General features: G+C 67.2%; 25 protein-coding genes. 6 read left to right on the top strand and 19 right to left on the bottom strand.

Going from position 1 to position 21,969, the window contains the following annotated elements; all coding sequences use genetic code 11:
- Genes arsH through JMT67_RS14985 form a run of 5 tightly spaced genes read right to left on the bottom strand, consistent with a single transcriptional unit; the run spans position 1 to position 3,028 of the window.
- The gene (arsH, locus tag JMT67_RS15005; RefSeq protein ID WP_055808170.1) at positions 1-768 is read right to left on the bottom strand and encodes an arsenical resistance protein ArsH; all 768 of its coding nucleotides are present in this window, start codon (positions 766-768) and stop codon (positions 1-3) included.
- On the bottom strand, positions 768-1,184 hold the full coding sequence (locus JMT67_RS15000; protein ID WP_017505587.1) for a GNAT family N-acetyltransferase: 417 nt from the start codon (positions 1,182-1,184) through the stop codon (positions 768-770). Before JMT67_RS15000 ends, arsH begins: the two co-directional genes overlap by 1 nt.
- A complete protein-coding gene (gene arsB / locus JMT67_RS14995; RefSeq protein ID WP_055808168.1) occupies positions 1,184-2,263 on the bottom strand; it encodes an ACR3 family arsenite efflux transporter in 1,080 nt (359 codons plus the stop codon). The genes JMT67_RS15000 and arsB overlap by 1 nt, the downstream gene beginning before the upstream one ends.
- Positions 2,260-2,685 (bottom strand): arsenate reductase (glutaredoxin), encoded by a 426-nt coding sequence (arsC, locus tag JMT67_RS14990; protein WP_017505589.1) that lies wholly within the window; start codon positions 2,683-2,685, stop codon positions 2,260-2,262. The genes arsB and arsC overlap by 4 nt, the downstream gene beginning before the upstream one ends.
- A gap of 7 nt (positions 2,686-2,692) precedes the next feature.
- Positions 2,693-3,028, bottom strand: coding sequence for an ArsR/SmtB family transcription factor (locus JMT67_RS14985; RefSeq protein WP_017505590.1), 336 nt, complete (start codon positions 3,026-3,028; stop codon positions 2,693-2,695).
- A 135-nt stretch (positions 3,029-3,163) separates the two neighbouring features.
- Between JMT67_RS14985 and JMT67_RS14980 the strand changes: the two genes are divergently transcribed.
- Complete coding sequence (locus JMT67_RS14980) at positions 3,164-3,457, top strand: helix-turn-helix transcriptional regulator (RefSeq protein ID WP_081600486.1); 294 nt, start codon at positions 3,164-3,166, stop codon at positions 3,455-3,457.
- On the opposite strand, the gene JMT67_RS14975 is transcribed toward JMT67_RS14980, so the two are convergent.
- The 6 genes from JMT67_RS14975 to guaB all read right to left on the bottom strand — a co-directional run bounded on the left by JMT67_RS14975 (position 3,411) and on the right by guaB (position 10,384).
- Complete coding sequence (locus tag JMT67_RS14975; RefSeq protein WP_055808164.1) at positions 3,411-4,664, bottom strand: tyrosine-type recombinase/integrase; 1,254 nt, start codon at positions 4,662-4,664, stop codon at positions 3,411-3,413. The two genes, JMT67_RS14980 and JMT67_RS14975, sit on opposite strands and share 47 nt — an antisense overlap.
- A gap of 290 nt (positions 4,665-4,954) precedes the next feature.
- Positions 4,955-6,517, bottom strand: coding sequence for a glutamine-hydrolyzing GMP synthase (guaA, locus tag JMT67_RS14970; protein WP_201463913.1), 1,563 nt, complete (start codon positions 6,515-6,517; stop codon positions 4,955-4,957).
- On the bottom strand, positions 6,514-7,218 hold the full coding sequence (locus JMT67_RS14965) for a 5'-methylthioadenosine/S-adenosylhomocysteine nucleosidase (RefSeq protein ID WP_054765245.1): 705 nt from the start codon (positions 7,216-7,218) through the stop codon (positions 6,514-6,516). The genes guaA and JMT67_RS14965 overlap by 4 nt, the downstream gene beginning before the upstream one ends.
- Complete coding sequence (locus JMT67_RS14960; RefSeq protein WP_201463912.1) at positions 7,218-8,519, bottom strand: RsmB/NOP family class I SAM-dependent RNA methyltransferase; 1,302 nt, start codon at positions 8,517-8,519, stop codon at positions 7,218-7,220. Before JMT67_RS14960 ends, JMT67_RS14965 begins: the two co-directional genes overlap by 1 nt.
- A gap of 1 nt (position 8,520) precedes the next feature.
- A complete protein-coding gene (locus JMT67_RS14955; RefSeq protein ID WP_201463911.1) occupies positions 8,521-8,922 on the bottom strand; it encodes an MAPEG family protein in 402 nt (133 codons plus the stop codon).
- A 4-nt stretch (positions 8,923-8,926) separates the two neighbouring features.
- On the bottom strand, positions 8,927-10,384 hold the full coding sequence (gene guaB / locus JMT67_RS14950) for an IMP dehydrogenase (RefSeq protein WP_201463910.1): 1,458 nt from the start codon (positions 10,382-10,384) through the stop codon (positions 8,927-8,929).
- Positions 10,385-10,512: 128 nt separating this feature from the next.
- On the opposite strand from guaB, the gene JMT67_RS14945 reads away from it, so the two are divergent.
- The gene (locus JMT67_RS14945) at positions 10,513-11,061 is read left to right on the top strand and encodes a DUF2061 domain-containing protein (protein ID WP_201463909.1); all 549 of its coding nucleotides are present in this window, start codon (positions 10,513-10,515) and stop codon (positions 11,059-11,061) included.
- 16 nt (positions 11,062-11,077) lie between these two features.
- Here the strand turns inward: JMT67_RS14945 and JMT67_RS14940 are convergent, their stop codons facing one another.
- A complete protein-coding gene (locus tag JMT67_RS14940) occupies positions 11,078-12,094 on the bottom strand; it encodes a hypothetical protein (protein WP_201463908.1) in 1,017 nt (338 codons plus the stop codon).
- Between the two features lie 73 nt (positions 12,095-12,167).
- Positions 12,168-12,878, bottom strand: coding sequence for an RlmE family RNA methyltransferase (locus JMT67_RS14935; protein ID WP_201463907.1), 711 nt, complete (start codon positions 12,876-12,878; stop codon positions 12,168-12,170).
- A 72-nt stretch (positions 12,879-12,950) separates the two neighbouring features.
- Between JMT67_RS14935 and JMT67_RS14930 the strand changes: the two genes are divergently transcribed.
- Positions 12,951-13,412, top strand: a complete 462-nt coding sequence (locus tag JMT67_RS14930) for a peptidylprolyl isomerase (protein WP_182713702.1) — start codon at positions 12,951-12,953, stop codon at positions 13,410-13,412.
- Between the two features lie 49 nt (positions 13,413-13,461).
- Here JMT67_RS14930 and JMT67_RS14925 read toward each other — a convergent pair whose 3' ends face one another.
- The 6 genes from JMT67_RS14925 to JMT67_RS14900 all read right to left on the bottom strand — a co-directional run bounded on the left by JMT67_RS14925 (position 13,462) and on the right by JMT67_RS14900 (position 19,105).
- A complete protein-coding gene (locus tag JMT67_RS14925) occupies positions 13,462-13,947 on the bottom strand; it encodes a hypothetical protein (RefSeq protein WP_054765238.1) in 486 nt (161 codons plus the stop codon).
- A 15-nt stretch (positions 13,948-13,962) separates the two neighbouring features.
- The gene (locus JMT67_RS14920) at positions 13,963-15,366 is read right to left on the bottom strand and encodes an MBOAT family O-acyltransferase (protein ID WP_201463906.1); all 1,404 of its coding nucleotides are present in this window, start codon (positions 15,364-15,366) and stop codon (positions 13,963-13,965) included.
- Complete coding sequence (locus tag JMT67_RS14915) at positions 15,366-16,637, bottom strand: GDSL-type esterase/lipase family protein (protein WP_201463905.1); 1,272 nt, start codon at positions 16,635-16,637, stop codon at positions 15,366-15,368. The genes JMT67_RS14920 and JMT67_RS14915 overlap by 1 nt, the downstream gene beginning before the upstream one ends.
- A 2-nt stretch (positions 16,638-16,639) precedes the next feature.
- Positions 16,640-17,554: an SGNH/GDSL hydrolase family protein gene (locus JMT67_RS14910; protein WP_183216023.1), complete on the bottom strand. Its 915-nt coding sequence runs from the start codon at positions 17,552-17,554 to the stop codon at positions 16,640-16,642.
- An 89-nt stretch (positions 17,555-17,643) separates the two neighbouring features.
- Positions 17,644-18,057: a DUF2177 family protein gene (locus JMT67_RS14905; protein WP_054765234.1), complete on the bottom strand. Its 414-nt coding sequence runs from the start codon at positions 18,055-18,057 to the stop codon at positions 17,644-17,646.
- Positions 18,058-18,079: 22 nt separating this feature from the next.
- Positions 18,080-19,105, bottom strand: coding sequence for an SAM-dependent methyltransferase (locus tag JMT67_RS14900; protein ID WP_201463904.1), 1,026 nt, complete (start codon positions 19,103-19,105; stop codon positions 18,080-18,082).
- 275 nt (positions 19,106-19,380) lie between these two features.
- Between JMT67_RS14900 and JMT67_RS14895 the strand changes: the two genes are divergently transcribed.
- From JMT67_RS14895 to chrA, 3 genes are read left to right on the top strand one after another with little or no spacing between them, the layout of a single operon-like run.
- Positions 19,381-20,085, top strand: a complete 705-nt coding sequence (locus JMT67_RS14895) for a CoA transferase subunit A (protein ID WP_201463903.1) — start codon at positions 19,381-19,383, stop codon at positions 20,083-20,085.
- The gene (locus JMT67_RS14890) at positions 20,085-20,741 is read left to right on the top strand and encodes a 3-oxoacid CoA-transferase subunit B (protein WP_191555410.1); all 657 of its coding nucleotides are present in this window, start codon (positions 20,085-20,087) and stop codon (positions 20,739-20,741) included. The genes JMT67_RS14895 and JMT67_RS14890 overlap by 1 nt, the downstream gene beginning before the upstream one ends.
- A gap of 33 nt (positions 20,742-20,774) precedes the next feature.
- On the top strand, positions 20,775-21,962 hold the full coding sequence (chrA, locus tag JMT67_RS14885) for a chromate efflux transporter (protein ID WP_201463902.1): 1,188 nt from the start codon (positions 20,775-20,777) through the stop codon (positions 21,960-21,962).
- Positions 21,963-21,969: the final 7 nt, after the last annotated feature.

Here is a 21,969-nt window from a genome sequence, read left to right as displayed (position 1 = left end):
TCAGGCGTTTGGTCGGGATTGGGGCGCAACCGCTATCGACGAGAGATCGGTCGCTGCGTCGATCGGAATTCCGACCGCCTTGCGCTCGGAATAGCGATCGACCAGCTGCGCGGCGTGAGGCCGGGACAGGATGGTGAAACGGACCAGCTCCTCCATCACATCGACGATGCGCTCATAGTAGGCGGACGGCTTCATTCGCCCGGCGTCGTCGAATTCCTGGAAGGCCTTGGCCACGCTCGACTGGTTGGGAATGGTGATCATCCGCATCCAGCGGCCGAGCAGCCGCAGGGTGTTGACGGCGTTGAAGCTCTGCGACCCGCCGGAGACCTGCATGACGGCCAGGGTCCGCCCTTGGGTCGGGCGCACGCCGCCCATGCTCAGGGGCAGATGATCGATCTGCAGCTTCATCAGGCCCGAGACCTGACCGTGCCGCTCCGGGCTGCACCAGACCATGCCTTCGGACCACAGGGCATGGTCGCGCAGTTCGCGCACCGCCGGGTGGTCATCGTCGCCCGGCGCCCCCGGAAGAGGCAGGTCCGACGGGTCGAAGATGCGGGTCTCGCATCCCATCCATTGCAGCAGGCGAGCCGCCTCCTCGACGCAGAACCTCGAGTAGGACCGTTCGCGCAGCGATCCGTAGAGGAGCAGGATCCGGGGTGGTTGGTCGTGCGGCCCCAGACCGCGGGCCGGATCGGCCGAGAGATAGGCCTTGTCCAAGGCCGGCAGGTGATCCGGATCGGGAAGCGGGCGCAGGCGGGCGAAGGCCATCAGAGGTCCTTGGTCAGATAGGCTGCCGACGCCGGGCAGAGTCCAGCGAACTCGCGGGTCCGTCGGATCGCCTCCGGCGCCGTCTGGCGGTTCGCCGCCCGGTAGCCGTGTCGGGTGAAGAAGGGCTCGGCCGCCGTGGTGAGCAGATGCAGGCGTGCGCCGCCCATGTCGCCGGCGATGATCTCGGCGGCGGCCAGCACCCGGGCTCCCAGGCCCCGCGCTTTCCGGTCGGCGAGGACGACCAGCGAGCGGACCAGCAGGTCGCGCCCCTCCCCTTCCAGTCCGACATAGCCGACGACGGCGCCGTGGTGATCGGCGCTGAAGTAGCGGCCGGCGTCGGGCGCGGGCAGGCCTTCGGCCCGCAGCGCGGCGATCAGGCCGGCGTCGGTCGGTTCGATCAGATAGAGGACCACCATCACCCGGCGTCCGCCGGCGGGACCGTTTCCGGGAACCACCGCCGGCCCATCCAGAGGGCGACCGACACCAGCAGGATCAGCACCGGCACCTCCACCAGCGGGCCGATGACAGCGGCGAAGGCGACCGGCGAGGCCAGGCCGAACGCCGCGATGGCGACCGCGATGGCCAGCTCGAAATTGTTGGAGGCCGCCGTGAAGGCCAGCGCCGTGGTGCGCGGGTAGTCGGCCTCGATCAGCTTGCCCATCAGGAAGCTGACGACGAACATGACGAGGAAGTAGATCGTCAGCGGAATGGCGATGCGCAGGGCATCCAGCGGCAGGGCCACGACCTCTCCACCCTTCAGGCTGAACATGGCCACGATGGTGAAGAGCAGCGCGATCAACGTAATCGGTCCGATGCGCGGCAGGAAACGACGCTCGTACCAACCGGCGCCCTTGCGGGCGATCAGGCAGCGGCGCGTCAAAAAGCCCGCCACGAACGGAACGCCGAGATAGACGAGCACGGCTCCGGCGATGGTCCAGACGCTGACGTCCACCACACTGCCCCGCAGGCCGAACAGCGGCGGCAGAACGGTGAGGAAGAGCCAAGCATAGAGGCTGAAGAACAGGATCTGGAAGATCGAGTTGAAGGCCACGAGACCGGCCACATACTGGTTGTCGCCTCGGGCCAACTGGTTCCAGACCAGCACCATGGCGATACAGCGCGCCAAGCCGATCAGGATCACGCCGGTCATATATTCCGGCTGATCGCGCAGGAAGATCGCCGCTAGAGCGAACATCAGCACCGGACCCAGAATCCAGTTCTGGACCAGCGACAGCGCGAGGACCCGCTTGTCGGCGAACACGCGCGGCAAGGCCTCATAGCGGACCTTGGCCAGCGGCGGGTACATCATCAGGATCAGGCCGATGGCGATCGGGATGTTGGTGGTACCGACCGAGAGGCTGTCGACCCAGGCGGGCAGGCCCGGCACCATGGTTCCGAGCAGAACGCCGACGGCCATGGCGGCGAAAATCCACACCGTCAGCCAGCGATCAAGGAACGACAGGCGGCGTGGCGACCTGGCGGGCGCTTCGGTCATCGTCCCACCCGCCGGCCGTCGGCGTCGATGACGACCTCTCCGTCTTCCTTGGTGAAGGGCTTCAGGTTCTCGACCGGCAGCAGGTCCAGCACGGCCTCCGACGGGCGGCAGAGACGAACCCCCAGGGGACCGACGACGATCGGACGGTTGAGCAGGATCGGATGGGCCTCGATCGCATCGAGCAGTTGCTCATCCGTCCGGTCGGGGTTCTCGAGACCCAGCTCGGCGAAGGGCGTGCCCTTCTCCCGCAGCAGGTCACGCAGCGGCGCGCCGGTCCGCCCGGCCAGCCAAGCGACCATGGCGCGCGACGGCGGCGTCTTCAGATACTCGATTACGTGAGGCTCGATCCCGACGTGCCGGATCAGCTCCAAGGCGTTGCGAGACGTCCCGCACGCGGGGTTGTGATAGATTACGATGTCCATGGCGTCCTCACGAGCAACAGGGCGCGAGGTCTGCCAACAGCGGCTCGCACAGGTCCGCCCTGCCCCCACAGCAGTCCTTGAGCAGGAACAGGACCAGGTCGCGAAGCCGGTCCAGGTCGGCCCGATAGATGATCGACCGGCTGCGACGTTCCGACTGGATCAGCCCCGCCCGGCTTAGGACGGCCAGATGGGACGAAAGCGTGTTGGCCGGGATGGCGAGGTGATTGGAGATGTCACCGGCCGGCAGGCCCTCCGGTTCGTGACGGACCAGGAGACGAAACGCCTCCAACCGGGTCGACTGCGCCAGGGCAGCGAGAGCGAGAATCGAGGCTTCGGCTTCCATAGTTCCGCATTAGTCGAAATACGGAAGTATTCAAGCCGCTGATGCCAGGGGATGCGCAAGCCTACGGTGGAGAGGATACGGCTAGGCCTGTCGCAATCTTTCGGGTTCGATTCTCCCAGCAAAGCGGAGATTTCGATGGCCCAGGCCAGCCCACCCCTACGCCGCACGATCAAGAAACCTGAACTGCACCAGATGGTGCCGCTCGCCGACAGCACCATCTGGGAGATGGAGCGCCGGGGCGAGTTTCCGAAGCGGTTCCTTCTGACGCCCCGCTGCGTGGTCTGGGACCTGGCCGAGGTCGAGGCGTGGCTCGAGCGGCGCCGCAACCAGCCGATCCGCCGCGCCCCGCCGCCCGATGTCCGCCGACGCGTCAGCCGACCCGTCAGAACTTTGGATCGAAGCGAGGTCCCTCTCCCTCCGGCACACTGAGCACCGGCGTGAACGTCCGCCCGGCCTCCCAGGCCTCGACCGCGTCCGACCACTGCTGCGCCATATGCCGTCGCTGCATCTCGAACTCCGCCTTGTTGTAGACCCCGCGCGACGACCGCTCCTCGTGAGCCAAGCCCTTTTCGATCCAGTCCGAGTTGAACCCCATCTCGTGCAACAGGGTCGAAGCCGTCCGTCGCAGGTCGTGCACGGTGAACGGCTCCAAAGGCAGTCCCCGCTTCTTCGCCAGCGCGGCGATGGCGGAGGTCACGCGATTGAAGGTCGCCCGCGACATCGGCGCGTCCGCGTCGTAGCGCGACGGCAGGATGTATTTGGAGTTCCCCGCGCAGGTCTTCAGGGCGATCAGGATGTCGAGCATCTGGGTCGACAGATAGACGTTGTGGGGCCGGGAGCGCTTCATCCGCGCCGCCGGGATCGACCAGACGGCGTTCTCGAAATCCACTTCTGGCCAGACGCCATCCTGCAGTTCGCTCTTTCGCACCATGCTGAGCAGGATGAACTTCAGCCCGAGCCGGATGGTCGGCAGGGTCGCCACCTCTCCGAGAAGCCCCAGCATGATGCGGATCTCGCTCGGCGACAGGCTGCGGTCTCGCGGCCGGAAGGTCGCGATCGACGCCGGCCCGACGCCGTCGGCCGGATTGTCGATCTTCTCGCCGTGCAGAATCGCCCAGGCGTAGATCTGTTTGACGATGTCGCGCACATGGATCGCCGTCGCCGGCGCGCCGCGGTCCACGATGGTCTTGCAGTGCGCCCGGATGTCGTCGGGAGTGATCTCGCTAAGCAGGCGGTTTCGCCACTGCGGCAGCACCTCGCGATTGAAGATCGACCGGCGCATGTTCCGTGTGCTGTCCGCCATCGGTGCGGTGTCCATCCAACGCTGGGCGACATGCTCGAAGCTGCGCGCCTCTTTCAGACGACGCTTGGCGCGCTGCTTCTCCAGGGCGGGCGACACGCCGTCCGCGATGGTCCGCTTGATCTCGAACAGACGTTCCCGCGCCTGCGAGAGGCTCAGACCGCCCCGTCCGTAGCGCCCCAGGGTGAGCGTCTCTCGCCGACCGTTGAAGCGATAGTCGTAGCGGAACGAGATCGCTCCCCCGGGCGAGATGTAGGCGTACAAGCCGTCCCTGTCGGTACTCTTGTAAGGCTTTGATTTAGGCTTCAAATTCTTCAGAGCGGCATCGGTAAGCACGGTAAAACCTCCTCGCACCGGACAGGCCCGGAAATCGGCGGTTCGAGGTCGATATTTTCTCGCCTTTTCAGCGTCTTGCTTGAAAAGAATACCGTCAACGGCTCGCCGTGGCCCAGACGGTATGAGCCGGAATCCATGGGAGCAACGGAGCGCGATACCGTCAGACAGGTCGGCATCACGAAAAAAAGACCCTCCGAAAGGCTCCGAAGGGTCTCGACAGAATTCACTTTCGCGTCAGCAACTTACAGCCCATTTCGGAAGCGTTCTCGAAAGCTCCCGAAAGGCCCGAATTATTCCCACTCGATCGTGCCCGGCGGCTTGGACGTCACGTCATAGACCACGCGGTTCACGCCCCGGACCTCGTTGATGATGCGGGTCGCCGTCTTGGCCAGGAGGTCCCAGGGGAACTGGTAGAAGTCGGCGGTCATGCCGTCGGTGGAGGAGACGGCTCGGAGGGCCAGCACCTTTTCATAGGTTCGCGCGTCGCCCATGACGCCGACGGTCTTGACCGGCAGCAGGACGGCGAAGGCCTGCCAGATATGGTCGTACAGACCCGCCTTGCGGATCTCCTCCAGATAGATGGCGTCGGCCTGTTGCAGGGTCTCGACCGCCTCGGGCGTGATCTCGCCGGGGATGCGGATGGCCAGGCCCGGTCCCGGGAAGGGGTGGCGGCCGACGAAGGCGTCGCTCAGGCCCAGTTCGCGGCCGAGCGCCCGGACCTCGTCCTTGAACAGTTCGCGCAAGGGCTCCACGAGCTTGAGCTTCATATAATCGGGCAGGCCGCCGACATTGTGGTGGCTCTTGATGACGTGGGCCTTGCCGCTGGACGAGGAGACGCTCTCGATCACGTCGGGATAGAGGGTGCCCTGGGCCAGGAATTCGGCGCCTTCAATCTTGGCGGACTCGCGGTCGAACACTTCGATGAACAGGCGGCCGATGGTCTTGCGCTTGGTTTCCGGGTCGGAAATCCCGGCCAGCTCGCCCAGGAATTCTTTCGACGCGTCAACGTGGATCAGCGGGATGTTGTAGTGTTCGCGGAACAGGGTGGTGACCTGTTTCGCCTCGTCCTTGCGCAGCAGGCCGGTGTCGACGAAGACGCAGGTCAGCTGGTCGCCGATGGCCTCGTGGATCAGCACGGCGGCGACGGAACTGTCGACGCCGCCGGACAGGCCGCAGATCACCTTGGCGTCGCCGACCTGTTCGCGGATCTGGGCGATCTTCTCGTCGCGATAGGCGGCCATGGTCCAGTCGCCCTTCAGCCCGGCGATGCCGTGGGTGAAGTTCTTCAGCATCTGGTGGCCGCGCGGGGTGTGCATCACCTCGGGGTGGAACTGGACGCCGTAGAAGCGGCGAGTCTCATCGGCGATCACCGCATAGGGGGAGCCCTCCGAGGAGGCCACCACGTCGAAGCCCTCGGGGATGGCGACGATCTTGTCGCCGTGGCTCATCCAGACTTCCTCGTCCTCGCCCACCGGGGCCAGTCCCGCCAACAGGGGCGAGTCCTTCTGAACCGTGATGGCGGCGCGGCCGAACTCGCGCGTATGGCCGCCCTCGACCTTGCCGCCCAGCTGTTCGCACAGGGTCATCTCGCCGTAGCAGATGCCCAGGACCGGCACCCCGGCCTCGAACACGGCCTGGGGCGCGCGGGGGCTGCCCTCTTCGTGGACGCTCTCGGGTCCGCCCGAAAGGATGACGGCGGCAGGCTTCATCGCCGCCAGGGCCTGTTCCGCCTTCTGGAACGGGTGGATCTCGCAATAGACGCTGGCCTCGCGCAGGCGGCGGGCGATCAGCTGGGTCACCTGGCTGCCGAAGTCGACGATGAGGACCTTCTGGTGGTCGTGCGGCGTGGTCATGGCGTGATCGAATCCGGGGCGGGAGGTTGCGCGGGGTCTTGGCCGTGTAAGGCCGGAATTTCAAGCGCGGCGAGGCCGTCGGCCTCCAGCACGGCGATCAGACGGTCCAGGGCGGCGGCAAGGTTCTCGTCCACATGGCAAAGGGTGGAGGTCCAGTCCTCCAACGCCTTCAGCTCGCTCCGGCCGTCCGACACGCCGCGCAGGGCGATCAGGGGCAGGCCGAAGGTCTGGGCCGCCCGGACCAGGGCCCAGGTCTCCATATCCACCATCTCGGCGTCGATGGCGTCATAGGCGGCGCCGGAGACGACGTTCGCGCCGGTCGACAGGGTGGCGGTCGGCAGGCCCGGGATGGGGCAAGGCAGGGGCAGGACCGCAGGCTGGTCCAGCAGCGGAGTCACCCCCTTGGGAAAGCCGAGAGGGCTGGCGTCCATGTCGCGATAGGCGACCGAAGAAGCCTGATAGACGCAGGCGTGCTCCAGCACCCGCGAGCCGCACGACCCCAGGGACACGATCAGATCGGGCGGATCGCCCGCCGCCTCCAACCGGGCCAGGGCGGCGGTCAGGGCCACGGCGGCCTCCACCGGGCCGACGCCGGTCATCAGGGGCTGTATGCGGGCGCGCAGACAGTCGCCGTATTCGGCGGGCGCAGCCATGACATAGAGGACCGAAACCCCGCCGTGCCGCGTCGGCCCCGCCCCCATCAAACGGCCCGCTGATAGACGGCGGCGAAGAAGCCGTCAGTATCCGCCGAGGCCGGCGACAGCCGCAGACGCGCGCCCGACGCCCATTCCGCGATCCTGACCTGCGCGGCCTCGGTCAGTTGCGGCGCGGCCAGCAGATCGGCGACGGGAACCGGTTTGAACTCGGGATGGGCGGTCTCGAAGGCGTCGGCGCTGGCCTCGTTCTCGCGCGCCAGCATGGAACAGGTGACATAGACCAGACGGCCGCCCGGTTTCACCAACTTGGTCGCCTGGCCCAGAATGCGAACCTGAAGGGCGTGCAGCTTTTCGACCTCGTCCGCCGTCAGACGCCAGGCGTCCTCGGGCCGACGCCGCCAGGTGCCCGAGCCCGAACAGGGGGCGTCGACGAAGACCAGATCGGCCTGTCCGTTCAGCGCTTCCAGCCCCCCGCCGTTCTGACCGATCAGGACCAGGTCCGCCTCGACGCCGGCGCGTTGGAGGCGGGGGCGGATGTTCTCCAGCCGCTTGTTGACCACGTCGGAGGCCGTCAGCCTCCCCTGCCCCTTCATGGCCTGGGCCAGACCCAGGGTCTTGCCGCCGCCGCCTGCGCAATAGTCCACAACCGTCGCGCCGGGTTGCGCCCCGGCCAGCCAGCAGACGACCTGACTGCCCTCGTCCTGGATCTCGAACTTGCCGGACTTGAACCCCTCCAGCGCCTGGATGTTGGGCGGCGGTTCCGACGGCACGCGCAGGCCGACGGCCGACCAGGGCGTGCGCGAAACGTCCAGCCCGGCGGCCTTCAGTTCGGCCTCGACCTCCTCGACCGTGGCGGCCGAGTCATTGATCCGCAGGTCGATCGGGGCGCGCGGCGCCATCAGGGCGTGGGCCTCCTCGGCCCAACCGTCGCCGAAGGTCGCTTTGAAATCCTCAACCACGAAGTCGGGCAGGCCGGCGGCGACCCAGCCGGGAAGCTCCCCCTCCCCTGCGGTGATCCGGCTGCGCTCCTGTTTCGACAGGGGGCGCGGGCCGTAGCCGTCGCCCGCGTGCAGGGCTTCGATCTCTTCCAGCGACAGGCCGTCGATGGCGTGCAGAGACCCGATCACAAGGGCCCGGCCGTCCTCGCGCCCGCCCATGATCCACGACAGGCGGCCGCGCGCCCGCAGCACCTTGTAGACCCGGTCGGCGATGGCGCGCCGGTCCTTGGACCCGGCGTAGCGGTTGGCGGTCCCCCAGGCTTTCAGGACGGTTTCCGCCGGCTGGCGGCCCTGGGCGATGGAGTCCAGGACGGAGGCGGCGGCGGCGAGACGGGCGGCTGGGGTCAATCTAGGCTTTCAGAAGAAACAGGGACGCCAGCACCATGACCAGTCCCACGATCGAGACCAGCCAAACCAGCGACCGGATATAGGGAACGCCAAGGGCGTAGAGCGGCAAATAGACGACGCGGCCCCAGAAATAGAGGGTCGTCCCCCCCAGGGTCAGAGGTCCGGAGGCCTCGACCACATGGGCGATCAGCACCGCGCCGATGAACAGGGGCAGGGTCTCGAACAGGTTCGACTGCGCCCGCTCCAGACGCCCCACCACTGGGCGGGACGGCCCGACCGGCGTATCGCGTGCGCCGGCGTTCCAGGCCAGACCGAACTGCGCCGTCCGCCCCAGGGCCGGCGCCAGGATGTGGACCAGGGCCAGGATCAGCGTCAGGGCCAGATAGGTCAGTTCGGTCGTCATGGCCTTATCCCTGTCTGTAGTTCGGCGCCTCGCGCGTGATCATCACGTCGTGGACGTGGCTTTCCCGCAGGCCGGCGCCGGTGATGCGCACGAAGCGGGCGCGGTCCTGGAAGTCCGGGATCGTGCCGGCGCCGACATAGCCCATCGAGGCGCGAAGCCCGCCGACGAGCTGGTGCAAAACCGGACCAATAGGCCCCTTGTAAGGCGTCTGGCCCTCGATGCCCTCGGGCACCAGCTTCTCGGACGAGACTTCCTTCTGGAAGTAGCGGTCGGCCGAGCCGCGCGCCATGGCGCCGACCGAACCCATGCCGCGGTACGACTTGTAGGACCGGCCCTGGTACAGGAAGACCTCGCCGGGGCTCTCGTCGGTGCCGGCGAACATCGAGCCCATCATGGCCACGTTCGCGCCGGCCGCGATGGCCTTGGCCAGATCGCCCGAGTACTTGATTCCGCCGTCGGCGATCACCGAGGCGCCGGAGCCTCTGGCGGCTCGCGCGGCGTCCATCACGGCCGTCAGCTGGGGTACGCCCACGCCGGCGACGATCCGGGTGGTGCAGATGGAGCCGGGACCGATCCCGACCTTCACCGCATCCGCGCCCGCGTCAATCAGGGCCCGCGTCGCGTCATAGGTGGCGACATTGCCGGCGATGATCTGCAGCCGGTTGTTCTCGCGCTTGATCCGTTCGACCACCGCCGCGACCGAGGCGGAGTGCCCGTGGGCGGTGTCGATCACCACCACGTCCGCGCCCGCCTCCGCCAGGGCCATGGCCCGTTCGAAGCCGGCGTCGCCCACCGTCGAGGCGGCGCCGACCAGCAGGCGTCCCTGCTCGTCCTTGGCGGCGTTGGGGAAGGCCTGGGCCTTCTCGATGTCCTTCATCGTGATCAGACCGACGGCCCGATAATCCTCGTCCACCACGATGACCCGCTCGATCTTGCGGGTGCGCAGCAGCTCGCGCGCCTCCTCGCGGCTGGCGCCCTCGCGCACCGTGATCAGGTCGCCGGTGGTCATCAGAGAGGCGGCCGTGACGTTCGGATCGCTTTCGAAGCGCATGTCCCGGTGAGTCAGCATGCCGACCAGCTTGCCCGACTTGGGATCGACCACCGGAAAGCCGGTGATCTTCTTGCGCTCAACGATCTCGCGCACCTCCCCGAGGGTGGTCGCGGGGCTCACCGTCACCGGATTGACCACCATGCCGCTCTCATAGCGTTTCACGGCGCGGACCTGATCAGCCTGCTCCTCGATCGTCATGTTGCGGTGAAGCACGCCCAGGCCGCCGGACTGGGCCATGGCGATGGCCAGGCGGCTTTCCGTCACCGTGTCCATGGCGGACGACAGCAGCGGTATGTTCAGTTTGATGTCGCGCGTCAGCTGGGTCGAGACATCGACCATCGCCGGCATGAACTCGGACGGACCGGGTTCCAGCAAAACATCGTCGAAGGTCAGTCCCTCGCGTATCTCCATAGGGGAGTCTCCGTTTTGCGGGCCGCGTATAACGGGATGCGGGGGGCTACGGCAAGGGTCTTGCGGCTTATGGACGTGATAGATTTTATTGGTTTGCAACCCAGCGCCCCAATGACCATTCTCGCATCATGGTCGGCGTCATCCTCAGCACAGCGCGCAAACTGGCTCTGAAGATCGCCAGCTACGGGGTCATGCACCTCGTGGTGGCCATTCTCGTGGCCTTCGCCATCACCCGCGACTGGCGTATCGCCCTGGCCGTCGGCATGGTCGAGCCCTTCTTTCAGACCATCGCCTATTCGATCCACGATCGCGTCTGGCACCGGATCGAACGCCGCCGCATGGCCTCCAATATCGAAGAGGCGGCCGAGGCCTTCACCGCCCGCCTTGACATCATGTCGCCCGAGGAACAGGCCCGCGTCCACGACAACCACGGCCATGGCCACAGCCACGCCCTGCCCCGGTCGCTGAAACAGGTGGCGGTCAAAACCGTCACCTATGGCGTCATGCACTTCACCGTCGCCGTCGCCGTGGCCTTCGCCCTGACGCAGGACATCCGCACCGCCCTGGCGATCGGCGTCATCGAGCCCCTGGTCCAGACGGTCTTCTTCACCCTGCACGACCGAATCTGGTCGCGGATGGAAGAACGCCGCGCCCGCCAGAGACCGGCGACGGCCTGAAGATGATAGTCGTGCGTTAGGGGCGGAAATAGCCCGTATCGCTGCACCCCGGACGGCTGGCGCCCAGCCTCCTGGAGGCGTCGATGCAAATCGCCGTCAACAACCCCAGACTGGCCGCGCCTTCCCCGTCCGCCAACCAGACGATCCTCCCCTCGCGAACGCCGACCAGGGCTGCTGCGTTCATTCTCGCCAGGTTTCGACTGGGTTCAGCGCCGATGTCGATGGATAAGATCTCATAGGTCGGATCCTGGGCGTCCCAATAACGCCGGACCCCGCGATGGCGCTCGGCAAAGCCTGCGCCGCCTCCGGGCAACAAAGCGCCGACGGCCAACGACCCATAGAGCGAGGCCCCTTGGACCTGGGCCGTGCGTCTCTGATGGTTCAGCGCCGGAAGTCTCCAGACAAGAGGGAGAAGAGACAGCCCCTGCAGCAAGCCGCTATGATCGAAACCGTTGGGGTAGGAGGCGCCGGTCGTCCGTGGCCGACAACGGCGTCGGATCACTGCCTCGCCCGGCGCTGCAAGGTCAGGTCGCCGCTCCAGAAACCCGTCGGCGTCAGACAAGGGCAATCGACCCGGCGAGACGGACAGCCAGGGGTCGCGGTCTTCGCTCATCCAGCGACGCAGGAAGCGGTCCGAACCTTCACCCTCGCGGCGAACCACCGGCGGTCTAATGGGCGGATTGAGGATCTCCGCGACCACGCCATTGCGCACCACCACATAGACGGCGGCTATACGGTGGTATCCCCCCGGGGCGGTTGGAGATTGGAAGGACGTCGAGGTCACGCTCGGCGCGTCCGGGCGCTCCAGTCGGACCTCGCAGACCTGATCCTCGGACGAAGGAGGCGTCAGTTGCTGAAGGGGGTAGATTTCCACCGCTCCCCTCGTCCCAATGAGGCGGATCGACGGAGTAGGATTGGATGATCCCCCCAACAGCGTGACGACGTCCGAAAAGGGGCGTCCTCGCAGTTCCGCCACGGACGGCGACAGCGCGTCGGACGCCGCCAGGGCTGCGGCGATCAGAACCGCGATCATTCTCCACATCCTTCTCCGAATGGCGGAACATCGATATCCGCATAAGGACACGACACGGCTGTGGCAATCACGCCTAACGCTTGTTCAGCGCCACAAGGAACACCTCAGCGCTGTCCTTGCGGCTGGACTCCGGCTTGACGTACTTCACCGTTTCGAACGCCTCGCGCAGTCGCGCCAAAACGCCCCCGGCGTCGCCGCCCTGGAAGTTCTTGGAGACGAAGGCGCCCCCCGGTCTCAGGGTGCGGATGGCGAAGTCGGCGGCGATTTCGATCAGGGCGATGATCTTCAGGTGGTCGGTCTGGCGGTGGCCGACGGTGTTGTGCGACATGTCCGACAGAACCAGATCCGGCGCACCGCCTATGGCCTCGATCAGCTGCTGATCCACGCCGGGCTGGGTGAAGTCGGCCTGCAGCAGGGTGGCGCCCGGGATCGGTTCGATCATCAGCAAGTCCACGCCGGCCACGGCGCCGGCGCCCCGGTTCAGCGCCACCTGGACCCAGCCGCCCGGCGCCGCGCCCAGGTCGATGACCTTGGACCCGCGCTTGATCAGCCGGAACTTGTCGTCGATCTCGATCAGTTTGAAGGCGGCGCGCGAACGCCAGCCTTCCGCCCGCGCCCGTTCCGACCATTTGTCCGACAGCTGGCGCTTGATCCACTGCTGGCTCGACATGGACTTGGTGTCGGCCGTCTTCATCTTCGTGCCCATGCCGCGTCCGGCCGCGGTTCCGCCGCTGGGCGGCCGCACCATTCGACGACGTTCTTGAGGCTTTTCGTCTTCACTCATCGTTCCCACATAGCCCCGACCGGCGTTGCGGGCTATGTCCCGCCGCAAATCAACCCCGAGAGGACGACCGAAATGGCCGACACCCTGACCTTCACCCTGGACACCGGCGACGGCGAAGCCCGCGACGTGGTCATCAAGCTGCGCCCCGACCTGGCCCCGAACCACGTCGCCCGCATCACCGAACTGGCTTCGGAAGGCTTCTACGACGGCGTCGTCTTCCACCGCGTCATCCCCGGCTTCATGGCCCAGGGCGGCGATCCGACCGGCACCGGCACCTCGGGCTCCAACAAGCCGAACCTGAAGCAGGAATTCTCGGCCGAGCCGCACGTGCGCGGCGTCTGCTCCATGGCCCGAACCGCCGATCCGAACAGCGCGAACTCGCAGTTCTTCATCTGCTTCGACGACGCCACCTTCCTGGACCGTCAGTACACCGTCTGGGGCGTGGTCGAGTCCGGCATGGAACACGTCGACGCCCTGCCCAAGGGCGAGCCGCCGCGCAGCCCCGGCAAGATCGTCAAGGCGACGGTCAACTAAGCCGGCTCCACACCGAAAGATCGCGCCGGCCTTGGCCGTCGGCGCGATCTCAGGCGTCCGGCGCCGCCTTGTCCCGGCCGCCGTCGAACCGCAGCGTCTGCGCCTCGCGCCACAGCTGCCGCAGCCCCTCGACCGGCTGGTCCGCCCCCAGCAGAGCCAGTTGTTCGACCCAGACCGTCGCGAGTCGATCAATCGTTGACTGAGTCCAGCCCGGCGGCTGCTGGCGCGCCCAGTTCTGCACCGATCCCGCGTTGAAGATCATCAGGAAGACGCAGGCGACCAGCACGGTCTGGCTGGTCCACCGCCGCGCGCGCGCCGCCTCCCCTTCCTCGTCCAACGGCGGGGCGGGGGGAAAGGCGAAACGACCGAGGGCGACCAGGGCGTTCTCCCGCGTCGGCAAGTCATGGGCGTCGGCGGCGTCGATCCAGTCGCTGGGCGGATCGGCGGCCGTCGGCTCCTCCAGCGGCGGAAACGGCGACACCGGCGGCTGGGCGCGGGTGGGAAAGGGGTCGATCGGGTCCGTCGGCTCGCTCATCGTCGGATCAAGGCCTCAGAACTGGAAATAGATGAAGGGCGCCACGCCCTCGGGCCGCATCGCCTCGACCAGAAGGATCGCCAGTCCGATGAGGATGCCCAGGGTCGGCGACGGCGCCGTCTTCAGCCGTTCGGCCAGCCCCTCCACCGCGCGCGGCGGCAGTCCGTGCATCGCCAGTCCGCCGACGATCAACGCCAGCACAAAGGGCGTCAACAGGCTGAAGCCCTCGAACCGACCCAGGCCGACCAACATCTGCATCGCCAGATCGAAGGTTTCGGCGCGGAACAGAATCCAGCCCAGACAGACGACGTGGAAGGTGATCAGAACCCCCAGCCAGGTCGGGACGACCTTGCGGTCCTTGACCAACGCGCGCCCTAAACGCTCCACCACCTGCGCCCCGCCGTGCAGGGCGCCCCAGGCCACGAAGGTCCAGGCCGCCCCGTGCCACAACCCGCCCAGCAGCATGGTGATCATCACATTCATGCACGACGACCAAAGCCCTTTGCGCCCCCCGCCCAGCGGCACATACAGATAGTCGCGCAGCCAGCTGGACAGGCTGATGTGCCACCGCCGCCAGAAGGCCTGCATCGAGGCCGCCCGGTACGGCTGGTCGAAGTTGCGCGGGAAGGAATAGCCCAAGAGGGCCGCGACGCCGATGGCCATGTCCGAATAGGCCGAGAAGTCGCAGTAGATCTGAACTGCATAGGCATAGACCGCCGCCGCTATGTCGATTGCCCCATAGGCCGCAGGATCGAAGAAGACCGGATCCACCAGCCGCGTCGCCAGCTCGGACGCGATCACGGCCTTCTTGAACAGGCCCCAGACGATCAGCAGCAGCCCATGGGTCGCCATCTCGCGCGTCAGCCTGGGCACCCGGGCGAACTGGGGCAACAGGTCCGAGGCCCGCACGATGGGTCCAGCCACCAGATGCGGGAAGAAGCTCATTAGCAGCATGACGTCCAGCAGGCTCTCGGCCGGCGCCGTCTTGCCGCGATAGACGTCGACCACATAGCTGATGCCCTGGAAGGTGAAGAAGCTGATCCCCACCGGCAGCACCACCTGCAACAGGGGCAGGTCCCGCTCCCAACCGAATTGGGCAAGCAGATCAACAGCCTGTCCGACGAAGAAGCCGTAATACTTGAAGAAGCCCAGGATGAGCAGATTGGCCGCCACGCCCAGACCCACCCACAGTTTGCGCCGTCCCGCCCGGTCGCTGCGCACGATCAGGGCCGCCACGCCCCAGTTCAGCACGGCCGAGACGATCAGCAGCCCCACGAACCGCCAGTCCCACTGGGCGTAGAAGAACCAGCTGGCGAGCAGCAGGAACAGTTTGCGCCGCCCGTTCTCTCGATCCAGGCTCCAGCTGACCAAATAGACGAACAGGAAGAAGACCGCGAAGGCCAGGGTCGGAAACAGCATCAGTCCGCCTCCCCCTTCGCCGCCTTCCAGCGGTCATAGGCGGCCAGCAGATCGTCGCTCAGCACCCCGCCGATCCACTCCGCCCCCGGGGAAGTGAAATGCACCCGGTCGGGCCGCATATAGGGCTCAGGCGCAGTCGCCAGCCGCTCCGCCGAACAGTCGCCTCCCATGCGTCCGTACCAGTCCCAGAATGCGACGCCCGTCTCGCCCGCGACGCGACGCTGCACGTCTCGGACCATGGTCAGGGCTGGGGGCGCGGCCCGTCCGCCGCACGGCCCGCCGATTCCGGCCTTCAAGCCTTCCGGCGCGCCGAGGAGCAGGATCGCGGCGTCCGGGGCGCTCACCCTCAGCTGCGTCAGGGCGCCGTTCAGCCAGGACTCGTAGTCTTCGACGTTGAAGTTCGGCGCGAATCCATCATTGACGCCGAAGGCGATGATGACCAGGTCCGGTCGCCAGGCGTCCAGCTCCAATCGCGTCCAGTCGCCGTTCCTCAGCACCAAATCCTGAATGGTCCCTCCGACGACGCCGAGACTGGACAGCTCCACGCCCGGCCCCTGTCGCGTCAGCCGCACGTCATGGAGCTTCACCCTGCCCGTCGGGCGAATCTCGAGCCGCGTCTGCAGCGTGTCGAAGATCGCGGTCTGACAAACGGGTTGCCAGATTTCGTTGCGGGGACCGGGAAACGCCATCGTCCGCAAGCCCGCGCTACCCGTCAGAGCCAGTTCGGCGTCCTTCGGCCAACCCTCTCCGCAGATTTGGACCTTGTCGAAGGCCGCGCTGTTTTCGGCCGCGATGGTCATCACCGCGCCGTCCGCGACGTCCGCCTCGCTGCCTGTGAATCCGACGCCGACCGGCAGACGCCCGCCAGACAACACATCCGTACGCAGCGGCCAATCGGTCGTCGTCACCTCAACCTGCATCGGGGCATAGCCGGCGTAGGGGACGCCCGGCGGCAGAACGCCTCGTCCTCCAACGCCGAACCGGGCCTGCCAGCGCGCGCGCACGGCGCCGGTGATCCGGTCGCCGGCCGTATGGCTGTCGCCGATCTGCAGGATATGGACGGGGCGGTCGCGCGCGCCGGCCTCCGTCGCCTCCAGAGCTTGGAACAGCCCCTCCAGGGCCGCCTCGCCGCACAGGCCGTCCGGGCAGATCGAAGACACGCCCGGCGTCGGCGCTGCGACCGGCCTATAGGCGACCGCGCCCGTTCCGGCCTGCACGTCCGCCTGCCCCGCCAGGATCAGTATCGCCGCCCCCACGGCCCCCAGGCTCATGATCAGCCGGTCGGCGGGGTGTCGAGCCGGGGATAGGCCGTCTTCGCCTCGATCAGGCCGGCGTCGCGCTTCAACCGCTCGGCCACCGGGGCGGCGATCCGAAGATAGCCGGCCATGCTCATGTGGATGCCGTCATTGGCGCGCATCAGCTGGGGCCGCCCGCTGGGGCCGGGCAGATAGGCGGCGTAGTCGCCCGCCGCATCCGCCGTCAGGGCGGACGTCTCGATCAGGGGCACGTTCAGGGCCGTCATCCGCTCGCGCACCACCGCATTGATCACGGCCATCTTGGCGTCGAACCCGGTGCGCTTCATCTTGGGCAGGCCGACCCAATAGACGGCGACGTCATTGGCGCGCAGCAGGCCGACCAGGTCGTCGATCCGCTTGGCGTAGGCGGCCTTCCAGCCCGGCGTGCCGAAGTCGTGGATCACCCCGTCCAGGCTGATGCCCTGGGCGTCGTTCGTGCCGAACAGCACCACCGCCGCATCGACCGGGGTCTCGCGCAGCTGGCGCTCGGTCTTGGCCTGAATGTCCACATAGTCGTAGCGCGACAGACCGGTGGAGACCTCGCTGAACTTGGTCACCGTCACGCCGGGTTGGTGGTTCAGATCTCGATAGAGGGCGGCCCACAGGCCGTCGGCCATGGAGTCGCCGAACACCCCCACGCTCAGACGCCCCTCAGCGAGTCGCGCCTTCAAGGGCGTGACCAGGGGCTGAACGGCCGGCGTCGGCGCGACGGGCGGTGCGGCGGTTTCGGGCGAAGGCGCGCGGTTCTCAGGCGGACTGGCCGAGGCGACGGCCGATCCGCCCAGCATCAGGGTGGGATGACGCAGCCAGCCGCGCCCGTCCGGCGTCAGGGCCAGGCCGATCACCACCCCGACGACCAGCGCCCAGGTCAGTCCGTTTATGCCGACACGCAAAGCGGGGCGCCCCTCCGACGTAAAGCGGTTACCTATAGCTTAACATGCGCCGGGCGCCATGGCTGACTCTTGTCAGGCGAATGGAGGGATCAGCCGAACCGCCCTTCGGCCCAGCGCGCGGCGAAATAGCCCCCCGTCGCCGAGATCGTCGTCAGGACCGTGCCCCACATCAGATCGACGACGGTCAGCTTAGTCTGCCACGCGGCCAGGGTGGCCTGGTTGGTCAGGTCATAGGTGGCGTAGGCGACGAAGCCCAGGACCGCCCCGTGGATCGCCGCCTTGGTCCAGCTTCCCTCTTTCAAGGCGGGGGCGATGGCGAGGAAGACCGTCCCGGCGATCGAGATCAGATAGAAGAGCACGGCCGCCTTCATGTCCGGCTTCTCGGCCAGGATCGGGCCCAACACCGGCTTGTAGAAGCGGTTGGTCATGGTGGTCAGCCAGACAGCGTCGATCACCGCGAAGGTGATCCCGGCGCCCAGATAGGCGAAGACATATTTGATCACGACAAACTCCTCAGACGGGTTTTCAGGCCGGTTTCAGGCGATAGTGGCTGACCGCCCAGGTGCGGCCGCCGTCGTTGCCGAACAGACCGGCGGTCGCCAGGTAGAAGCGGCGCCAGCGCCGGGTCCAAAGCTTGGCGTCCGCCCCATAGGTCTCGCGCATCAACACGGCGACCCGCGCGGCGTTGCGGTCCATATTGGCCAGCCAGTGATTGGCGGTGCGGGCGTAATGGCCGCCGTTCCAGGTCCACTCCTGCTCGACCGCGAACAGGTCGGGAAACTGCCGGATCAGTCCGCGGCTGGGCATGATCCCCCCGGTGAAGAAATGCTGGGCGATGAAGTCGCCGCTGTCGGTGTGGTCGAACCGATAAGGGGCGTCGCGGTGGGTGAAGACGTGGATGAACATCCGCCCATCCGGTTTCAGCCAGGACTTGGCCTTGGTCAGCAGGGCGCGCCAGTTGGCCATATGCTCGAACATCTCGACCGAGACGATCCGGTCGAACCTCTGGTCGGTGTCGAACCGGTTCATGTCCTGGGTCACGACCGTCAGATTGGTCAGCCCCCGCGCCCTCGCCTCGCCTTCGATATGTTTGCGCTGGCCGTGGCTGTTCGACACCGCCGTGATCCGCGCCCGAGGATAGGTCTCGGCCATCCACAGCGACAGCGAACCCCAGCCGCAGCCCATCTCAAGGATGGTTTGCCCGTCCGACAGATCGGCGTGAGCGCAGGTCTCCAGCAGGGCCGCGACCTCGGCCTGGTCCAGCGTCTCCGCTCCCGTCGGATACAGGCAGCACGAATATTTCAGCCGTTCGCCCAGGCACAGGCGGAAGAACTCTGGCGGCAGTTCGTAGTGCTGGGCGTTGGCGGCGTCGGCGTGTTCGGCGATGGCGCGCCGGGCCATTTCCGCGGCGAAGGCGGCTTCGTCGTGCGGGCCGTCCTTGTCCAGCCGCCTGCGCGCCTCCGTCACCAGGCTGTCGATGGCCGGGCGGGTGATGACGTCCGGGAACGGCGCGTCCTGAAACTGACGGATCGCGACATTGGTCAGGTTCATCGGAGGCTCTGATCGGCGGTTGCGGCGGTTTCGAAAATCATACGCCCGGTGGCCTCTTGCGGATGCTGCGCCTCCCTTGCCGCCTGGATTGCCCTTCCCCACCTCTCCGAAGGTCGCGCGTCTCGAGGGGAAATCGGACAGTCCGGACACTTCGGACACTGTTTTTTGCGGACGGCCGAACGGGCGAACCATCCCCCGCTTGCCCTGTCGTCCGCGCCGGGTTAGGCGTGGCCCAACACGCCGATATTCATCAGGCGATGAAAAGAGGGAGAGCGATGGGTAAGATCTACGCTGACGTCACATCCGCGCTGGAGGGTCTGACCTTCGACGGCATGACGGTCATGTCCGGCGGCTTCGGCCTGTGCGGCATCCCCGAGAACCTGATCGCCGCCCTGCGCGACAGCGGCGTCAAGGGGCTGACGGTCATCTCCAACAACGCCGGGGTCGACGGCTTCGGCCTGGGCCAGCTGCTCGCCACCCGCCAGATCGCCAAGATGATCAGTTCTTACGTCGGCGAGAACAAGGAGTTCGAGCGCCAGTATCTGGCCGGCGAGCTGGAGCTGGAGTTCAACCCCCAGGGCACCCTGGCCGAACGCATCCGCGCCGGCGGCGCCGGCATCCCCGCCTTCTTCACCGCAACCGGCGTCGGCACCCTGGTCGCCGAGGGCAAGGAAGTCAGGAACTTCAACGGCCGCGACTACGTCATGGAGACCGGCCTGGTCGCCGACCTGTCCATCGTCAAGGCCTGGAAGGCCGACGAGCGCGGCAACCTGGTCTTCCGCAAGACCGCCCGCAACTTCAACCCGATGATGGCCACCGCCGGCAAGGTCACGGTCGTCGAGGTCGAGGAAATCGTCCCCGTCGGTTCGCTCGATCCCGACCACATCCACACGCCGGGCGTCTACGTCGACCGCCTGGTCCAGACCGTGTCCGAGAAGCGCATCGAACAGCGCACCGTCCGGCAGAGGGAGGCCGTCTGATGCCCCGCACCCGCGAACAACTGGCCGAGCGCGCCGCCCAGGAGCTTCAGGACGGCTTCTACGTGAACCTGGGCATCGGCATCCCCACCCTGGTCGCCAACTACATCCCCGCTGGCATGACCGTGACCCTCCAGTCCGAGAACGGCATGCTGGGCATGGGCCCCTTCCCCTATGAGGGCGACGAGGACCCCGATCTGATCAACGCCGGGAAACAGACGATCACCGAGATCCCCGAGTCGTCCTACTTCAGCAGCGCCGACAGCTTCGCCATGATCCGCGGCGGCCATATCAACCTGTCCATTCTGGGCGCCATGGAGGTGGCTCAGAACGGCGACATCGCCAACTGGATGATCCCCGGCAAGCTGGTGAAGGGCATGGGCGGCGCCATGGACCTGGTCGCGGGGGTCAAGCGCGTGGTCGTGGTCATGGAGCACGCCAACAAGCACGGTCAGTCCAAGGTGTTGAAATCCTGCACCCTTCCCCTGACGGGAACGGGCGTGGTCAGCCGCATCATCACCGACCTGGCGACCTTCGACGTCAAGCCGGACGGCTCGGGGCTGGAGTTGATCGAGCTGGCCGACGGCGTCACCCTGGACGAGGTCGCCGCCAAGACCGAGGCGGCCTATACTGTCTCCGAGGCGCTGAAGGCGGGCTGACCCGGCCCCCGCGACTGCCCGGAGGCCAGCGCCGTGGATGAACTGGAACCCCAGGTCCCCCGCCTGTCCCTGGCGGCCCTCTTCCTGAAGTTCCTCGGCTTCGGCCTCCTGGCCTTCGGCGGGCCCGTGGCCCAGATCGCCATGATCCGTCGCGACCTGGTCGAGCGCGAGCGCTGGATGTCCAGCGCCCGTTTCAACCGTTTGCTGGCCGTCATGCAGGCCCTGCCGGGGCCGGAGGCGCACGAACTGTGCGTCCACATGGGGATGACGGCGCGGGGCCGTCTCGGGGGCCTGCTGGCTGGCCTAGGATTCATGGCGCCCGGCTTCCTCCTGATGCTGGCGGCGGCCTGGGCCTATCAGCGGCTGGTCGCCGACAGCGCCGCCTGGGCCGGCCCGCTCCTGGGCATGCAGATCGTGGTCCTGGCCCTGATCGTCTGGGCCGTGCGGCGGATCGGGCGTCATGTGCTGGAGGATCGGCAGCTGTGGCTGGTCGCGGCCTTCGCCTGCGCCGCCAGCCTGATCGGCGCCCCCTTCTGGATCCCCCTGGTCGCCGGGGGGCTGATCTACGCCTTCGGCGGCCGCCCCTGGATCGCCGCAGGCCTGGTCGTCGCCGCCGTCGTTCTGGCCGTTGTCCTGCGCGGCGACGGGGCCTTCTCTACACCCCTGATCCAGCCGACCGGCGCGCCGGCGGAAAGCCTGGACCTCTTCCTGGCGGGGCTGAAGGGCGGCCTGTTGACCTTCGGCGGCGCCTATACCGCCATTCCCTATCTGCGCGCCGACACCGTGGGGCGGGGCTGGGTCTCGGACGGCGCTTTCCTGGACGGGGTCGCCATCGCCGGCGTCCTGCCCGCTCCCCTGGTGATCTTCGGAACCTTCGTCGGCTATCTCGCGGGCGGCTGGACCGGCGCCCTGGCGGTGACGGCGGGGATGTTTCTGCCCGCATTCGCCTTTTCGATGATCCTGTTCGAACGACTGGAGGCGGTGGTCGACCACCCGCCCCTGCACCGCGCCCTCGCCGGGGTGGCGGCGGCGGTGACCGGCGTCATCGCCGCAACGGCGGTCCAGCTGCTGTGGTCCACCGCCCAGCGCGCCCCGTCCCTGTGGGGCGCAGGCCTGCTGTTCCTGGTCGCCCTGATCGCGGCCCTGTTCGCCAAGGGCCGCTGGGCGCCGCCGGTCCTGGTCGTTTCGGGCGCTGTGGGCGGCCGGCTGCTCTTCGGTTGAGGCGAAG

It is taken from the genome of Brevundimonas aurantiaca, from assembly GCF_904830995.1.
GTDB classification, from domain to species: Bacteria; Pseudomonadota; Alphaproteobacteria; order Caulobacterales; family Caulobacteraceae; genus Brevundimonas; species Brevundimonas aurantiaca.
This window is presented reverse-complemented; position numbering and strand designations above follow the sequence as displayed.

Excerpts from the sequence above, each read along its gene's own strand:
- arsH (WP_055808170.1), bottom strand. The coding sequence starts at position 768 with ATGGCCTTCGCCCGCCTGCGCCCGCTTCCCGATCCGGATCACCTGCCG.
- JMT67_RS15000 (WP_017505587.1), bottom strand. The coding sequence starts at position 1,184 with ATGGTGGTCCTCTATCTGATCGAACCGACCGACGCCGGCCTGATCGCC.
- arsB (WP_055808168.1), bottom strand. The coding sequence starts at position 2,263 with ATGACCGAAGCGCCCGCCAGGTCGCCACGCCGCCTGTCGTTCCTTGAT.
- arsC (WP_017505589.1), bottom strand. The coding sequence starts at position 2,685 with ATGGACATCGTAATCTATCACAACCCCGCGTGCGGGACGTCTCGCAAC.
- JMT67_RS14985 (WP_017505590.1), bottom strand. The coding sequence starts at position 3,028 with ATGGAAGCCGAAGCCTCGATTCTCGCTCTCGCTGCCCTGGCGCAGTCG.
- JMT67_RS14980 (WP_081600486.1), top strand. The coding sequence starts at position 3,164 with ATGGCCCAGGCCAGCCCACCCCTACGCCGCACGATCAAGAAACCTGAA.
- guaA (WP_201463913.1), bottom strand. The coding sequence starts at position 6,517 with ATGACCACGCCGCACGACCACCAGAAGGTCCTCATCGTCGACTTCGGC.
- JMT67_RS14965 (WP_054765245.1), bottom strand. The coding sequence starts at position 7,218 with ATGGGGGCGGGGCCGACGCGGCACGGCGGGGTTTCGGTCCTCTATGTC.
- JMT67_RS14955 (WP_201463911.1), bottom strand. The coding sequence starts at position 8,922 with ATGACGACCGAACTGACCTATCTGGCCCTGACGCTGATCCTGGCCCTG.
- guaB (WP_201463910.1), bottom strand. The coding sequence starts at position 10,384 with ATGGAGATACGCGAGGGACTGACCTTCGACGATGTTTTGCTGGAACCC.
- JMT67_RS14945 (WP_201463909.1), top strand. The coding sequence starts at position 10,513 with ATGGTCGGCGTCATCCTCAGCACAGCGCGCAAACTGGCTCTGAAGATC.
- JMT67_RS14940 (WP_201463908.1), bottom strand. The coding sequence starts at position 12,094 with ATGATCGCGGTTCTGATCGCCGCAGCCCTGGCGGCGTCCGACGCGCTG.
- JMT67_RS14935 (WP_201463907.1), bottom strand. The coding sequence starts at position 12,878 with ATGAGTGAAGACGAAAAGCCTCAAGAACGTCGTCGAATGGTGCGGCCG.
- JMT67_RS14930 (WP_182713702.1), top strand. The coding sequence starts at position 12,951 with ATGGCCGACACCCTGACCTTCACCCTGGACACCGGCGACGGCGAAGCC.
- JMT67_RS14925 (WP_054765238.1), bottom strand. The coding sequence starts at position 13,947 with ATGAGCGAGCCGACGGACCCGATCGACCCCTTTCCCACCCGCGCCCAG.
- JMT67_RS14920 (WP_201463906.1), bottom strand. The coding sequence starts at position 15,366 with ATGCTGTTTCCGACCCTGGCCTTCGCGGTCTTCTTCCTGTTCGTCTAT.
- JMT67_RS14915 (WP_201463905.1), bottom strand. The coding sequence starts at position 16,637 with ATGAGCCTGGGGGCCGTGGGGGCGGCGATACTGATCCTGGCGGGGCAG.
- JMT67_RS14900 (WP_201463904.1), bottom strand. The coding sequence starts at position 19,105 with ATGAACCTGACCAATGTCGCGATCCGTCAGTTTCAGGACGCGCCGTTC.
- JMT67_RS14895 (WP_201463903.1), top strand. The coding sequence starts at position 19,381 with ATGGGTAAGATCTACGCTGACGTCACATCCGCGCTGGAGGGTCTGACC.
- JMT67_RS14890 (WP_191555410.1), top strand. The coding sequence starts at position 20,085 with ATGCCCCGCACCCGCGAACAACTGGCCGAGCGCGCCGCCCAGGAGCTT.